This window comes from Streptomyces sp. NPDC036813 (assembly GCF_055609245.1).
Map to the genome: position 1 here is coordinate 68,871 of NZ_JBVJPV010000020.1, position 15,252 is coordinate 84,122.

The 15,252-nt window shown below is 70.2% G+C and carries 12 protein-coding genes; 8 read left to right on the top strand and 4 right to left on the bottom strand.

Annotated features, from left to right (window positions below; all coding sequences use genetic code 11):
* Positions 1–770 precede the first annotated feature (770 nt).
* Positions 771–1,346 (top strand): transcriptional regulator NrdR, encoded by a 576-nt coding sequence (nrdR, locus tag ACZ67Q_RS33355; protein WP_471189834.1) that lies wholly within the window; start codon positions 771–773, stop codon positions 1,344–1,346.
* A gap of 166 nt (positions 1,347–1,512) precedes the next feature.
* A complete protein-coding gene (locus tag ACZ67Q_RS33360; RefSeq protein WP_471189836.1) occupies positions 1,513–4,407 on the top strand; it encodes a vitamin B12-dependent ribonucleotide reductase in 2,895 nt (964 codons plus the stop codon).
* Between the two features lie 93 nt (positions 4,408–4,500).
* Here the strand turns inward: ACZ67Q_RS33360 and ACZ67Q_RS33365 are convergent, their stop codons facing one another.
* On the bottom strand, positions 4,501–5,034 hold the full coding sequence (locus tag ACZ67Q_RS33365; RefSeq protein ID WP_471189838.1) for a TerD family protein: 534 nt from the start codon (positions 5,032–5,034) through the stop codon (positions 4,501–4,503).
* Between the two features lie 154 nt (positions 5,035–5,188).
* On the opposite strand from ACZ67Q_RS33365, the gene ACZ67Q_RS33370 reads away from it, so the two are divergent.
* The 3 genes from ACZ67Q_RS33370 to ACZ67Q_RS33380 all read left to right on the top strand — a co-directional run bounded on the left by ACZ67Q_RS33370 (position 5,189) and on the right by ACZ67Q_RS33380 (position 7,458).
* On the top strand, positions 5,189–5,794 hold the full coding sequence (locus tag ACZ67Q_RS33370; protein ID WP_363266253.1) for a YdbC family protein: 606 nt from the start codon (positions 5,189–5,191) through the stop codon (positions 5,792–5,794).
* A gap of 86 nt (positions 5,795–5,880) precedes the next feature.
* Positions 5,881–6,540 (top strand): histidine phosphatase family protein, encoded by a 660-nt coding sequence (locus ACZ67Q_RS33375; RefSeq protein ID WP_361625085.1) that lies wholly within the window; start codon positions 5,881–5,883, stop codon positions 6,538–6,540.
* 12 nt (positions 6,541–6,552) lie between these two features.
* Complete coding sequence (locus tag ACZ67Q_RS33380) at positions 6,553–7,458, top strand: ADP-ribosylglycohydrolase family protein (RefSeq protein WP_471189840.1); 906 nt, start codon at positions 6,553–6,555, stop codon at positions 7,456–7,458.
* A gap of 375 nt (positions 7,459–7,833) precedes the next feature.
* On the opposite strand, the gene ACZ67Q_RS33385 is transcribed toward ACZ67Q_RS33380, so the two are convergent.
* A complete protein-coding gene (locus ACZ67Q_RS33385; protein ID WP_471189842.1) occupies positions 7,834–9,381 on the bottom strand; it encodes an MFS transporter in 1,548 nt (515 codons plus the stop codon).
* A 183-nt stretch (positions 9,382–9,564) separates the two neighbouring features.
* Here ACZ67Q_RS33385 and ACZ67Q_RS33390 point away from each other — a divergent pair, with 183 nt between their 5' ends.
* The 3 genes from ACZ67Q_RS33390 (at position 9,565) to ACZ67Q_RS33400 (ending at position 11,667) form a co-directional block, all read left to right on the top strand.
* Complete coding sequence (locus ACZ67Q_RS33390; RefSeq protein WP_471189844.1) at positions 9,565–10,188, top strand: TetR/AcrR family transcriptional regulator; 624 nt, start codon at positions 9,565–9,567, stop codon at positions 10,186–10,188.
* A gap of 91 nt (positions 10,189–10,279) precedes the next feature.
* Complete coding sequence (locus ACZ67Q_RS33395; protein WP_471189846.1) at positions 10,280–10,981, top strand: ribonuclease HII; 702 nt, start codon at positions 10,280–10,282, stop codon at positions 10,979–10,981.
* Positions 10,982–11,049: 68 nt separating this feature from the next.
* Entirely contained in the window at positions 11,050–11,667 is a 618-nt protein-coding gene (locus ACZ67Q_RS33400; protein WP_471189848.1) for a hypothetical protein, read from the top strand.
* Between the two features lie 400 nt (positions 11,668–12,067).
* Here ACZ67Q_RS33400 and ACZ67Q_RS33405 read toward each other — a convergent pair whose 3' ends face one another.
* Both ACZ67Q_RS33405 and ACZ67Q_RS33410 read right to left on the bottom strand, forming a co-directional pair.
* Positions 12,068–12,688, bottom strand: coding sequence for a hypothetical protein (locus tag ACZ67Q_RS33405; protein WP_471189850.1), 621 nt, complete (start codon positions 12,686–12,688; stop codon positions 12,068–12,070).
* A gap of 387 nt (positions 12,689–13,075) precedes the next feature.
* Complete coding sequence (locus tag ACZ67Q_RS33410) at positions 13,076–15,241, bottom strand: RecQ family ATP-dependent DNA helicase (protein WP_471189852.1); 2,166 nt, start codon at positions 15,239–15,241, stop codon at positions 13,076–13,078.
* Between the last annotated feature and the right edge of the window lie 11 nt (positions 15,242–15,252).

A 15,252-nucleotide genomic window follows, 5' to 3' on the forward strand; every position in this document is an offset into this window, starting at 1 on the left:
GGTCTCCCTGCCAGCACAACGGTAGTTGCTTTCGAAAGGTTGCGCCAAACACACGTTCGAGTGAAAAACCGCGATTCGCGTGACGCGATCGTGTGTCCGGGTGTATGGCTGACGCGGCCCCTGACGGGCAAAAGTGCCCATTGCTGTACTCTTCACCGCCGGGGTGCCGACCTCATGGTGTGACGCCCCAGTCTGCCACCCGGTATCCCGGGCGCCGAGGACCGGGCCCGCCCTGCGCGGGAGTCCCACCCCATCTCCGTGCGGCGCCCACGGTATCTCCGTGATGTGCCGGAACGATACGGCCGCGCCGTATCCCGTGTCGGCCCCGCGTGTCGCGCCGAGGCCGCGTCGCCGACCGGTGCGGCCGCCTCTCGGTGGGGCGCGAAGCCACTGGCCGGGGGCGTACAGAGCCGCTTCCCGGCGGAGCAGAGGGCTACGAGCCGGCGGAGCGCAAAGCCGCCGCCTGGCGCCGCCGAAGCCGGTTCCCGGCGGGATCGGAGCCGGTTCCCGGCAGGATCGGAACCGGTTCTCGGCAGGACCGGAGCCGGTTCCTGGTGCCGCGCAACGCCGTCACCTGGCGCGACACGCGCGCGTGGTGTGGATGTATGCGCCAATCCCCACATCTAGTGGTTGGATGGCTACAGCAGCCCACAAGTTGTGGTCCCCCTGGTCTCCGAGCCCGCGGCGATCGCCTATGCTTGGGGCTGCTTCGCGGGGCTCATGAGGCCCGGCGAGGCTATTGAGTCTGCTGTGAGGAGGGTTGGGAGTTCATGCACTGCCCCTTCTGCAGGCACCCCGACAGCCGTGTCGTCGACAGCCGTACGACCGACGACGGCACGTCCATCCGCCGGCGCCGTCAGTGCCCAGACTGCTCCCGTCGTTTCACGACGGTGGAGACGTGCTCACTGATGGTGGTCAAGCGGTCCGGAGTCACCGAGCCCTTCAGTCGCACCAAGGTCATCAACGGTGTGCGCAAGGCATGCCAGGGACGGCCTGTCACCGAGGACGCGCTCGCCCTGCTCGGCCAGCGGGTCGAGGAGGCCGTGCGGGCCACCGGGAGCGCCGAGCTGACCACCCACGACGTGGGCCTGGCCATACTCGGCCCGTTGCAGGAGCTCGACCTCGTCGCCTATCTGCGGTTCGCCTCGGTCTACCGGGCGTTCGAATCGCTCGAGGACTTCGAGGCCGCCATCGCGGAGCTCAGGGAACAGACGGGACGCCCCGCCGCGGTCGACGAGGACCGTGAGGGCGACGCAGGCGCAGACGCCGGCGCGGGGAGCCCGGAAAACGAACGCGGTTCCTCGGGGGCGGTCCAGGTCCCCGAACCCGCGAGCGCCGCCGACTGACCGACGGGCCGGACGCGGGAGGAAACCTTCCGGGTCCGGTCGGCGGCGGCGACACGAAGACCTGTTGCGGGCGGCAGCGAGAGGGTGCCCGCAACACCAGACAGAACACCGTGCCACGGGAACATCGGGGCACTTCAGGGCGTTTTGCCCGTATCAGGGAGGCGGCATGACAGAGACGGCGAGCGGTCCGGCACGAGGTTCCCGAGCAAAGGGCGCCAAGGGCAGCAAGGGGCTGCGTATCGAGCGCATCCACACCACCCCCGGCGTGCACCCGTACGACGAGGTGGCCTGGGAGCGCCGTGACGTCGTCATGACCAACTGGCGCGACGGCTCGGTCAACTTCGAGCAGCGTGGCGTCGAGTTCCCCGACTTCTGGTCGGTGAACGCGGTCAACATCGTCACCAGCAAGTACTTCCGGGGTGCCGTCGGCACGCCGCAGCGCGAGACCAGCCTCAAGCAGCTGATCGACCGCATCGTGAAGACGTACCGCAAGGCCGGCGAGGACCACCAGTACTTCGCCTCCCCCGCGGACGCCGAGATCTTCGAGCACGAGCTGGCCTACGCCCTGCTGCACCAGATCTTCAGCTTCAACAGCCCCGTCTGGTTCAACGTCGGCACCAAGCAGCCCCAGCAGGTCTCCGCCTGCTTCATCCTGTCCGTCGACGACTCCATGGAGTCGATCCTCGACTGGTACAAGGAAGAGGGCATGATCTTCAAGGGCGGCTCCGGCGCCGGCCTGAACCTCTCCCGCATCCGCTCCTCCAAGGAGCTGCTGTCCTCCGGCGGCAACGCCTCCGGCCCCGTCTCCTTCATGCGCGGCGCCGACGCCTCCGCCGGCACCATCAAGTCCGGTGGTGCCACCCGCCGTGCCGCCAAGATGGTCGTGCTCGACGTCGATCACCCCGACATCGAGGACTTCATCGAGACCAAGGTCAAGGAAGAGGAGAAGATCCGCGTCCTGCGCGACGCGGGCTTCGACATGGACCTGGGCGGCGACGACATCACGTCCGTCCAGTACCAGAACGCCAACAACTCCGTCCGTGTGAACGACGAGTTCATGACGGCCGTCGAGAAGGGCGGCAAGTTCGGCCTGCGTGCCCGCATGACCGGCGAGGTCATCGAGGAGGTCGACGCCAAGTCGCTCTTCCGTAAGATCGCCGAGGCCGCCTGGGCCTGCGCCGACCCGGGCATCCAGTACGACGACACCATCAACACCTGGCACACCTGCCCCGAGTCCGGCCGGATCACCGCGTCGAACCCGTGCAGCGAGTACATGCACCTGGACAACACGTCCTGCAACCTCGCCTCGCTGAACCTGATGAAGTTCCTCAAGGACGACGGCAAGGGCAACCAGTCCTTCGAGACCGAGCGCTTCCAGAAGGTCGTCGAGCTCGTCATCACCGCGATGGACATCTCGATCTGCTTCGCGGACTTCCCGACCCAGAAGATCGGCGAGAACACGCGCGCGTTCCGCCAGCTGGGCATCGGCTACGCCAACCTCGGCGCCCTGCTGATGGCCACCGGCCACGCCTACGACTCCGACGGCGGCCGCGCCCTCGCCGGTGCCATCACCTCCCTGATGACCGGTACGGCCTACCGCCGCTCCTCCGAGCTGGCCGCGGTCGTCGGCCCCTACGACGGCTACGCCCGTAACGCCGACGCCCACAACCGCGTCATGAAGCAGCACGCCGACGCCAACGGCAAGGCCGTCCGCATGGACGACCTGGACACGCCGGTGTGGGCCGCCGCCACGGAGGCCTGGCAGGACGTCGTCCGGCTCGGCGAGAAGAACGGTTTCCGTAACGCCCAGGCGTCCGTCCTCGCCCCGACCGGCACCATCGGTCTGGCGATGTCCTGCGACACCACCGGTGTCGAGCCCGACCTGGCGCTCGTGAAGTTCAAGAAGCTGGTCGGCGGCGGCTCGATGCAGATCGTCAACGGCACCGTCCCGCAGGCCCTGCGCCGCCTGGGCTACCAGGAGGAGCAGATCGAGGCGATCGTCGCCCACATCGCCGAGAACGGCAATGTGATCGACGCCCCCGGTCTCAAGCAGGAGCACTACGAGGTGTTCGACTGCGCCATGGGCGAGCGCGCCATCTCCCCGATGGGTCACGTCCGCATGATGGCCGCGATCCAGCCGTGGATCTCCGGTGCCATCTCCAAGACGGTCAACATGCCGGAGACGGCGACCGTCGAGGAGGTCGAGGAGATCTACTTCGAGGCCTGGAAGCTCGGCGTCAAGGCGCTCGCGATCTACCGCGACAACTGCAAGGTCGGCCAGCCGCTCTCCGCCAAGACCAAGGAGAAGGAGAAGGCCGAGGTCACGGAGAAGGCCGAGGCGACCATCCGCGAGACGGTCGAGAAGGTCATCGAGTACCGCCCGGTCCGCAAGCGCCTGCCCAAGGGCCGCCCGGGGATCACCACGTCCTTCACGGTCGGCGGCGCCGAGGGCTACATGACCGCCAACTCCTACCCGGACGACGGTCTCGGTGAGGTCTTCCTGAAGATGTCCAAGCAGGGCTCCACCCTCGCGGGCATGATGGACGCCTTCTCCATCGCCGTCTCCGTCGGTCTGCAGTACGGCGTGCCGCTCGAGACGTACGTCTCGAAGTTCACCAACATGCGCTTCGAGCCGGCCGGCATGACCGACGACCCGGACGTGCGGATGGCCCAGTCGATCGTCGACTACATCTTCCGTCGCCTGGCGCTGGACTTCCTGCCCTTCGAGACCCGCTCCGCCCTCGGCATCCACTCCGCCGAGGAGCGTCAGCGCCACCTCGAGACCGGCTCCTACGAGCCGGCCGACGACGAGGTCGACGTCGAGGGCCTGGCCCAGTCGGCGCCGCGCGCACAGGAGCTGAAGGCCGTGGCCACGCCGCAGACGGACGCCGGTGCGACCAAGGCTGCCCCGCAGCAGGCTCACACCAACGCGGAACTGGTGGAGATGCAGCTGGGCATCCAGGCCGACGCCCCGCTGTGCTTCTCCTGCGGTACGAAGATGCAGCGGGCCGGTTCCTGCTACATCTGCGAGGGCTGCGGCTCGACCAGCGGCTGCAGCTGAGGTGAGCGCCGACACGGCGCGCATCGACTGACCGCGGGGCGGTGGAACCGGATGTCCGGTTCCACCGCCCCGCGGTGCTTCACGGCGTCGTGTTCAGGAAGGCCGTATCCGCCCCATCACCCGTGCGAAGTCCGCCGGGTCCTCCTCGAAACCGTGGACGCCCGGACGGAACCCCCACTCGCCGGAGGTGTCGCGGACGAACTCCGCGACCGTCGCCGCCGTGGCCCCGAGCACGTCACTGAAGTCGTCCTCGAAGAGATCCGTGTATCCCTCGCGGATCCGCAGACCAGGATTGAGCACCCCGATGAACGTCCGGTGCGCCGACCGCTGCTGGATGACCGCACCGACGACCACGCGCGCGTACCGGCTGTCGAGCCGGTCCAGCTCGAGCGTCATGACCTCGTCCCAGCCGAAGCCCTTGCCGTCCCTGCTGTCGCGGTTGAGATAGATCGTGCCGTCGGGCGAGCGGCTGTCGAAGTGGACGACATACGCCGGATCGCCGTACGGCTCGTCCGCCGTGTACGTCCCGGCGACGAGGTCCAGGTCGGCCGGTGGCTGCCCCGACGGACTCGGATCCCACTTGAGTGCGACCTCGACCTTGCGGATTCCCTTGCTGAGGCCGTTCACGAAACTCCCCCTTCCGACTGCCCGACCACCCCCGCCCGAACTGCCCGCCGGGCAGGGCCGGTTGTCCATCCTGCCACGCGTGCGTACCTCCTCGTACGGGCACAGTCGGTCGGACAGTGACCCCTGCCACGTTCCCTGGCCTTACGATGGCGCGGTGCTGGTCAAGTGGATTCGCTGCACCGTGGTGGACCGCCGCGGCTTCGAGCGGGGGCAGCGGAAATGGGCGGGGCTTCTGGGGGAGCCGGGCTTCAGAGGGCAGGGCGGTGGCTGGAGCCGGAAACGCCCCGAGGTGGCGAACCTCTTCGCCTTCTGGGAGAGCCGCGCCTTCTACGACTCCTTCATGGCCCGGTCCCACGACCGGCTGGCGGCCGCGCAGGCCGGCACCTTCAAGGACGCGCAGGTCAGGCTGTTCGACTACCGCTTCGACGTGAAGACGGGATTCGAGCCGCGCTTCACGGACGCCGACCTGATCCGTGCCGCCCTGTGCCGGGTCAACGAGGAACGCGTCGAGCACTTCACGCTGATGCAGGAGAAAGTGTGGAACCCCGCCATGGCCGGCTCGCCCGGCATGATCCGCGGGCTGTTCGCGGAGGCTCCCGGGCACGAGTTCCTGGTGCTGTCCATGTGGCGGTCGGCCGCCGAGCACGGCAAGTACCGCACCGAGCGAGTGGAACGCCTGGCCCTGCGCGCTCAGACCGAAGCGGACATCGCCTCTCTGTCGGGCGAGATCGTGGACCTGGAACCCACCTGGACGGTGTGACCCGCCGGCGCCCGCGCGATGTGACCTACGCCGTATGGGGCCGGTCCGATTACCGGGTCGGTCCTCACCCGATCTAGGGTTTCGGCATGGCACGACCACGGCGCATCGTCCTTGTCCGGCACGGTGAGTCAACCGGCAACGTTGATGACACCGTGTACGAACGCGAACCCGACCACGCCCTGGCGCTCACCGAGCGGGGCTGGCAGCAGGCCGCGGAGACCGGCAAACGACTGCGCGAACTCTTCGGGCAGGAGCGGGTCAGCGTCTACGTGTCGCCCTATCGCCGTACGCACGAGACGCTGCGCGCCTTCCACCTCGATCAAGAGCTCATACGCGTGCGGGAGGAGCCCCGCCTGCGCGAGCAGGACTGGGGGAACTGGCAGGACCGCGACGACGTCCGCCTGCAGAAGGCCTACCGGGACGCCTACGGCCACTTCTTCTACCGCTTCGCCCAGGGGGAGAGCGGCGCCGACGTCTACGACCGGGTCGGCGGCTTCCTGGAGAGCCTGTTCCGCAGCTTCGAAGCCCCGGACCACCCGCAGAACGTGCTGATCGTGACGCACGGCCTGGCCATGCGCCTGTTCTGCATGCGTTGGTTCCACTGGACCGTCGCCGAGTTCGAGTCGCTGTCCAACCCGGGGAACGGCGAGACGCGGATGCTCGTTCTCGGGGACGACGGCAAGTACGCGCTCGACCGGCCGTTCGACCGTTGGCGAGATCCGGAACCCTACGGGATCACCGGATAGAGTGGCAGGGCGATGACCGCTCATTCCTCTCTCGACGGGCGCCTGGTCCGTGCCCTGAACAGCCTGCGCGGACTGGCGGTGGGGGACGCACTGGGCTCCCAGTTCTTCGTTCCCGCGAACTATCCGCTGCTGAAGAGCCGCGAGCTGCCGCCGGGCCCGTGGCAGTGGACGGACGACACGGAGATGGCCTGCTCGGTGGTCGCCGTCCTCGCCGCCCACCAGCGCATCGACCAGGACACCCTGGCCCGCTCCTTCGCCGAGCACCACGACTTCGATCGGGGATACGGCCCCGCCGTCAACCGTCTGCTGCGGCTGATCCGCGAGGGCGGCGACTGGCGTGAGCTGTCCGCCGCGCTCTTCAAGGGACAGGGTTCCTGGGGCAACGGCGCCGCGATGCGGATCGCGCCGCTGGGCGCCTGGTACGCAGACGATCCCGAGCAGGCCACCCACCAGGCCGAGATCTCCGCGTACCCGACGCACCAGCACCGCGAGGCCGTGGTCGGCGCCATGGCCGTGGCCGCGGCTGCCGCCCTGGCCGCCGCTCCGGGCGGTCCGCCGAGCGCCGAGGCGCTGCTCGACGGGGTGGTCGCGCTCGTACCCAAGAGCGCTGTCGGGCAGGGCCTGCGACGGGCGCGGGACATGCTCGACTACGGTGACGCCGCTACCGTCGCCGCGGTGCTCGGCTGTGGTCGGCGCACGAGCGCTCACGACACGGTTCCGTTCGCGCTCTGGTCGGCCGCGCGGTCCCTCGGCGACTTCGAGGAGGCCTTCTGGACCACCGCCCAGGTGGGCGGTGACGTCGACACGACCTGCGCCATCGTGGGCGGGGTGCTGGGCGGCGGGAAGGCCGGCGGACCGCCCGGGGCCTGGGTGGAGCGGACGGAGGAGCTGCCGGACTGGGTGCCGGTGGCCGTCTGAGGCGCCCGGTTGGCGTACGAGGAGTTTTTCGTTGCCGTCTCGGTTCTCCGGCCACCTCGGCATGGGAACTCTGCGTGCAGCTCGGGAACTCTGCGTAATCGCCGTGCGTTGTTCCGTCAGTCGTTGCGAACCCTGCGCGGTATGTGCCGCGCCGGCCGGCGACACCGGCGGATCGGGGGTGTCATGCGGATGCTTGTCTTGGTTCTGGCGGCGGCCTTGACGGCGGCCCTGCGGCTGCTGCCCTCGCACCGGCCGCGGTGGTCATGCGAAGGGCGAGATCGGTGGCGGAACGACGAGGTGGGGATGGCCGGACCGGGGCTGTCGGTCTCCCGGGTGCGGTACGGCCATCTCCACTCCTGTGCGGGCCCCTCCGGATCAGGCCATCGGTCCGGCCGTTCCCGCCAGCGCCTCCAGGTCGCTCTTGCGGACCCGGAGCACCACCCACGCGACGACCAGGGCGAGAGCCGCCATGGCAGCGGCGGGGACGAAGGCCGAGGAAATGCCGTGGGCAAGGACCTCGTGCCCCCAGGGGGCAGGCAGCTGATGCGTCTTGGCGAACTCCGCCTTCTGCTGTGCCGTCGCCTTTGCCAGGAAATCGGGCACCTGCTTCTGCGCTTCGTCCCTGCTCGCCGAGCCGAACACCGTGGTCAGGATGGACAGCCCGAGCGAACCGCCCACCTGCTGCGTCGCGTTCAACAGTCCGGATGCCGCGCCCGCCTCGTGCTGGGCGACGCCGGAGACGGCCGTCACCGTCACGGTCACGAAGTTCAGGCCCATGCCGAAGCCGAAGACCAGCATCGGGCCGAGGACGCCGCCGACGTAGGTGCTGTCCGGGTCGATCAGGGCCTGCCAGGCCAGCCCGACCGCGACCAGCGCCGAGCCCGTGAGCAGGAACGGCTTCGGGCCGAGCACGGGCAGGAAGCGCTGCGACAGACCCGCGCCGACGGCGATCGCGACCGTCACGGGCAAGAAGGCGAGACCTGCCTTGATCGGGCTGTAACCGAGCACGTTCTGCACGAACAGCACGATGTAGAAGAACATCCCGAACATCGCCGCGGCCAGGCTCAGCATGATCACGTAAGTGCCGGAGCGATTGCGGTCGGCGAACATCCGCAGTGGCGTGATCGGCTCCTTCGCCCGCCTCTCGGTGAACACGAAGGCGACCAGCAGCACGAGCGCGGCGGCGAACGAGCCGAGGGTCAGACTGTCCCTCCAGCCCTCCTCCGCGGCGCGGATGAAGCCGTACACCAGGGATGCCATGCCGGCCGTCGAGGTCAGTGCCCCGGCGATGTCGAAGCGTCCCGGGTGGCGCTGGGACTCGCTGATGTACAACGGCGTGAGCGCGGCGATCAGCAGGCCGATGGGCAGGTTGACGAACAGCACCCACCGCCAGTCCAGCCACTCGGTGAGCATGCCGCCGGCGAGCAGGCCGATCGCGCCGCCGCCCGCGGAGACGGCGGCGAAGACGCCGAAGGCCCGGTTGCGCTCCGGGCCCTCGGGGAACGTCGTGGTGATCAGCGCCAGCGACGTCGGCGAGGCGATCGCGCCGCCCACGCCCTGCAGGGCCCGGGCCGCCAGCAGCTGCCAGGGCTCCTGGGCCAGTCCGCCCAGCAGGGAGGCGAAGGTGAACAGCAGGATGCCGGTCATGAAGACGCGCCGCCGGCCGAGGATGTCGCCGGCCCGCGCGCCGAGCAGGAGAAGACCCCCGAAGGTGAGCGTGTAGGCGCTGACCACCCAGGTGAGGTCGGTCGTGCTGAACTCGAGCGCGTCTTGAATGTGCGGAAGGGCGATGTTCACAATCGTCGCGTCGAGTACCACCATGAGTTGGCAGGCCGCGATGACGGTGAGCGCGATGCCGGGATGCCCCTCCCGGCGAGCCGCACCTGGTTTCTGGTTCTGGACGAGTTGAGAGGTAGTGGCCATGGGTCCCCCACAAGAGCCTTAGTGAACGATGCCGTTCACTGTCGCGTCCACGGTAGTGAGCCCCCATAGAGAACGCAAGCGTTCACTTAGTGGTGGGCTGCTCGGCGTGTCCCCCGCCCCCTGCCGTGCCGCGAGCCCCGTTGCCCGCTGCACCCGCTCTCTTTGCCCGCTGGAGACACTCGGATGGTTACCTCGCGCTGGACGGCCGCCCCCGCTCGGTCGGCCGCTCCCCGTAGGCGCGGCGCCGTGCTCGAACGCGCGATCCTCGACGCCGCGCTGGAGCAGCTCAGCACGGTCGGCTGGAAGGGCCTCACGATGGAGGGCGTCGCCGCGGGCGCCCAGACCGGCAAGGCGGCGGTCTACCGTCGCTGGCCGTCCAAGGAGGACCTGGTCGCCGACGCCCTGCAGGCCGGGCTGCCGGTGCTGGACGGCGCCCCGGATCTCGGCAGCGTGCGGGAGGACCTGCTGGCCCTGTGTCGGAGCTCCCGCGACGCCATGTTCTCGCTCCCTGGACTCGCGCTGCGATCGGTGATTCACGAATGCGATCCGATGCAGGCCGAGCGCTTCCATACGGTCATCGTCGACGGAGTGGTCCAGCCGATGCTGGAGCTGCTGCGCGAGATCATCGAGCGAGGAATCGGGCGGGGTGAGGTACGGGCAGACGCCGCGAACAGCTATGTCCTGGACGCCATTCCGGCCATGATGATGTACCGCGCCAAGATGTGCGCCAGCGAATGGGGCGATCAGGACATCGAAGAGATGGTCGACCAGTTGATGCTTCCGCTGCTGCGACCGGGCGGCGACTGACGGCGGACCGCGGGTGCGTCACGCGGGCTTGTCGTCGTGAGGGGGACCGGGGTGTCGCTCAAGGATCACGGCGGCGTACGCTAAGGGCGCCATGCCGTACGAAGCACCTACTCACACCGTCGAGCGCTCCCTGCGCGCCACGACCGGAGCGAAGGTCATCGCCGGTGTCGACGAGGTGGGGCGCGGCGCCTGGGCCGGTCCCGTCACCGTCTGCGCGGCGGTCACCGGATTGCGCCGTCCCCCCGAGGGGCTCACCGACTCCAAACTGCTCACTGTCAAACGACGCAACGAGCTCTCGCAGGCGCTGCAGAAGTGGGTCACGGCGTACGCCCTCGGGCACGCCACCCCCGAGGAGATCGACGACCTGGGGATGACCGCCGCGCTGCGGCTCGCCGCGGGGCGGGCCCTGGACGCCCTGCCCGTACGTCCCGACGCGGTGATCCTCGACGGGAAGCACGACTACCTCGGCACGCCGTGGCGGGTTCGCACGGTGATCAAGGGGGACCGTTCGTGCGTGGCGGTCGCGGCGGCCTCGGTCATCGCCAAGGTCCAGCGCGACAAAATGATGGCCGAACTGGGCATCGACCATGCACACTTCGGTTTTGCGGACAACGCCGGGTACCCCTCGCCCGTGCACAAGGCCGCACTGGCCGAGTGGGGGCCCACCCCCCATCACCGGCTGTCGTGGGCGTATCTTGATGCGCTGCCCCAGTGGCGGCACCTCAAGAAGGCCCGCAGCTGGGCGGACGCAAGCGTTCCGGAGATCGAGGGCCAGCTCGGCTTCGATTTCTGACCGTTTCGCTCGCACTCATGTGCCCCCCGTTCACGTGAGCCGCACCAACGTTTGATAAATATCAGCCCATGCCTCTCATTCCCGAGGAGCCTCAGATTCACGAGAGTGCCCAGGGTCCCCGCGCCACTCCGGCCAGTGGCCGCACCGCGCCGACCCCTCGCCCCGTACCCGGCCCCCGCCCCGCGGCTCCGGCCCGCCCCGGTCGTCCTGGGCCCTTGCGCCCCGCGCCTCCGGTGCAGCGCACGCCCCGCGAAGGGGTTCCGGCCCAGCCGACCCCGGCTGCTGCCGCCCCGGCGGCCCCGCAGATCCAGCTGATCCCGGCATCGGTCGAGGGTGCCCTCGACGCCGCCGAGGAGGCCTTGGACCTGTTGCTCGACTCGGGTCGCGCCCCCGGTGACGTCCTGGTCGTCACCACCGGCGAGCAGCACCCGTGGGCCACCCACGAGCTGTCGTTCGGCGAGACGTCGTACTGGGCGCAGCACGACGCGCGCGACGACGTCTTCTACGCCGACGCCGCCGTGGTCGGCCGTGCCGCCTCCCGGCCCGTGGTCGTGGTCGCGCTCAATGGCGGAACCGACGCCGCTGCCGCGACCGCGCTGTCCCTCGCCCACGGCAAGGCCGGCGCCCTGCTGATCGTCTGCGGCGACCCGCAGAAGATCAACGCGGTGCTGGGCGCCGGAGTCTGACGGCCCGCTGACGACCTCGGCCACGCCGTCCGCGGCCCCGTGACGGGCGGGACCGGGATGGTGGCCGACGGTTGCCAGGGGGCCCTCGCGGGCCACGCCGGCCCCAGGGGATGCGCCGTACCCGCCGGATGACAGCGGCTGCGGCCGCTCGAGCAACCGGGCTTTTCTACGTCCAGCTGTCGTAAGGCGCAGATGTGGCCGGCCTGCACCCGCTCGGGTCGGCCTCGGTGCAGGAGCCCGGCAGGGGAGTGAGCGGGAGCCCGCTGGGGGAGTGGTGCTTCGTCCGAGCCGTGCGAAGCCTGGTCCCTTACGCCGCACGCGAAGGCGGGCCATGGGCCGGCCGCTCTCGACGGCCTCGGCGGGTCTGGCGGCTCCGGTCAGTCGGGTCAGCCCGGTCGTGTCAGCGGGCCGCTGCCCGGCGCAGGATCTCCGAGGCGACGCCGCCCGTGCGAGGCAGGTGAGGCGGTGCCTCGGCCGTCGCGAAGGGTTCCGGCGCCGAGGAGGCGTGGGGGCGGCGGCCGCCGCGTCCTTCGCCGAGGACCTGCCACCCGTCGCGCGTCAGGGTGATGTAGGCCCCGCAGCGCAGCCCGTGCAAGGTGCAGGCGTCACGCAGGCCCCACATCCACGCGCCGTCCTCCTCCGTCCAACGTGCGTCACCCTCACGGCAGTACAGCAGCACGGCGGTGCGCACCGGAGTGCGGCGTCGCAGATCGTGCGGGATCACCCGGCGCAGTTGGGACAGGAGTGCGTTGCGGAACTGCCAGCCGTCCGCCGGTGCCGGGCGGCGGGTGAACGACGCGCTCGCCCGCAGCCGCTCGTCGGGGTCGAGAACGGCCACGATCGCGGTCGACGGCCCGGGCTGGTGCCGGGCGTGCAGTCCGCTGACGACTTCTCTGGGGTTGCGCAGCAGAGGGATTCCCGCGGCGGCCCACTCGGCGGGTTCGAGCATGCGGCCGGTGGACGCGGCGGACGCGGACGTCGACAAGGACGCCGCGGAGGACGGAGCGAATCCGAAGGTCACGTTCCTCCCTTCGGCTACGCGCCCACACTGCGGGCGAGTCGGATTCGGGGGAGCCCACACCGCAGCAGAGCTCTGCCGGACCACGGGCGAGCCGCGCGGGGAGCGGACTTCAATTCTTCCTGTCGAACTTGGATGCGGCAACGAGCAATTGGGGCCACAGACCGGTATGAGCTGGTGTGAGGCTTATATCTCGGCGTTGTATTTCTTCCCCCGTTCCCGGCCGCTGATGCACCGCCACGGCCCGGCCGGAAGGCGCCACGGAGAGTGAGAGACGGTCCGCGGCACCGAGCGCAGCGTCGGCAGCGACCGTCGACGGCCCCGGCGGTCCGGCGCGGAGGGTGGGCCGCTGCTGCGGGCCGGCTCGCTTCTCCGCGCCGAGCCGGTGGCTCAGCCCTGCACCGCCAGGACGAGTGGCAGTACCCCGGTCGCTCCGGCCCGTCGGAGCAGCCTGGCGGCGACCGCCAGTGTCCAACCCGTCTCGGTGAAGTCGTCGACGAGGAGAACCGGACCCTGGGCCTCTCCCAGGGCGGCGGCCAGCGCCGGCGGCACCGTGAGCGTGCTCGTGAGCGCCTTGAGGCGCTGGGCGCTGTTGCTGCGCGCGACCGGAGCGGCATCGGGTGTGTACTCGACCGACCCCAGCAGAGGCAGCCGCCCGACTTCAGCGATGCGCGCGCCGAGGGAACCGATCAACTGCGGCCGGCTGCGCGAGGCGAGGGTGACCACCCCGGCCGGTCGAGGCGGGGCGTCCGCCGCTCCCGAGGCCCAGCCGCCGGGTCCCTTGGCCCAGTCGGCCAGTACGCCGATCACGGCCTTCGCGACATCGTCCGCAACCGGCCCGTCGGGGGTCTGGGGTGCCAGCAGCGGTCGCAGCCGGTTGCCCCAGCCGATGTCCGAAAGGCGCCCCAACGCCCGCCCCGGACCGGCCTGTTCCCCGGCAGGAATGCGCCCCTTGAGTTCGATGCCGATCGCCGGCAGGCCCGTCGGCCACATGCGCCGCGGCTCCACCTCGACACCGGCCCTGCCGAGGTCGACGCGCGCCGCGTCCACCGCGGACGCCGAGGTGTCGGCCGTGAAACGGGATCCCGCGCAGTTGTCGCAGCGGCCGCACGGCTTGGCGCCCTCGTCGTCCAGTTGCCGCTGCAGGAACTCCATGCGGCAGCCCGTCGTCGAGGCGTACTCGCGCATCGCTTGCTGTTCCGCCTTGCGCTGCCGCGCGACCCAGGCATAGCGCTCCGTGTCGTACGTCCACGGCTGCCCGGTCGCGATCCAGCCGCCCTTGACCCGCTTCACCGCCCCGTCCACATCGAGCACCTTGAGCATGGTCTCCAGTCGCGACCGGCGCAGCTCCACCAAGGGCTCCAGCGCCGGCAGGGACACGGGCCCCTGGGCCCGCCCGAGGACGTCGAGCGTCCGGCGCACCAGGTCCTCCGAAGGAAAGGCGAGGGAGGCGAAGTACTCCCAGATCGCCTCGTCCTCCTTGCCGGGCAGGAGCAGCACCTCGGCGTGCTCCACACCGCGTCCGGCGCGGCCGACCTGCTGGTAGTAGGCGATCGGTGAGGAGGGCGAACCGAGGTGGACGACGAAGCCGAGGTCGGGCTTGTCGAACCCCATGCCCAGCGCGGAGGTGGCGACCAAGGCCTTCACCTTGTTGCCGAGCAGGTCGTCCTCGGCCTGCTGCCGCTCGGCGTTCTCGGTCCGTCCGGTGTACGACGCGACGGTGTGACCGCGATGCCGCAGGAACGCGGTCACCTCCTCGGCGGCGGCCACGGTGAGCGTGTAGATGATGCCCGAACCCGGCAGATCGTCGAGATGGTCGGCGAGCCACGCGATGCGGTGCGCGGCGTCCGGCAGCCGCAGTACGCCCAGCGTCAGGCTGTCCCGGTCCAGCGGACCGCGCAGCACCAGGGCGTCGGAGGCGTCGCCGGTGCCGAGCTGCTCGGCGACATCGGCGGTCACGCGGGCGTTGGCGGTGGCCGTCGTCGCCAGCACCGGCACTCCCGCGGGCAGGTCCGCGAGCATGGTCCGCAGCCGCCGGTAGTCCGGCCGGAAGTCGTGCCCCCAGTCGGAGATGCAGTGCGCCTCGTCCACCACGAGCAGGCCGGTGGCAGCCGCGAGGGCGGGCAGAACCTGGTCGCGGAAGTCGGGGTTGTTCAGCCGCTCCGGGCTGACCAGGAGCACATCCACCTCACCGGCGGCGATCTCGGCCTGTACGGTCCCCCACTCCTCCGTGTTGGCGGAGTTGATCGTGCGGGCCTTGATGCCGGCCCGGGCCGCCGCCTCCACCTGGTTGCGCATCAACGCGAGCAGCGGGGAGACGATCACCGTGGGCCCGCTGCCCTGGGCCCGCAACAGAGAGGTCGCCACGAAGTAGACAGCGGACTTTCCCCAGCCCGTGCGCTGCACGACCAGGGCACGGCGTCTGTCCGCGACGAGCGCCTCGATCGCCCGCCACTGGTCCTCGCGCAGTCGCGCCGCGCCGGTGGGGTCCCCGACCAGACGGGCGAGGACCGCGTCGGCGGCCGTCCGGAGATCCGCGTTGCTCGTGTGCTCCATGTGTCCATCCA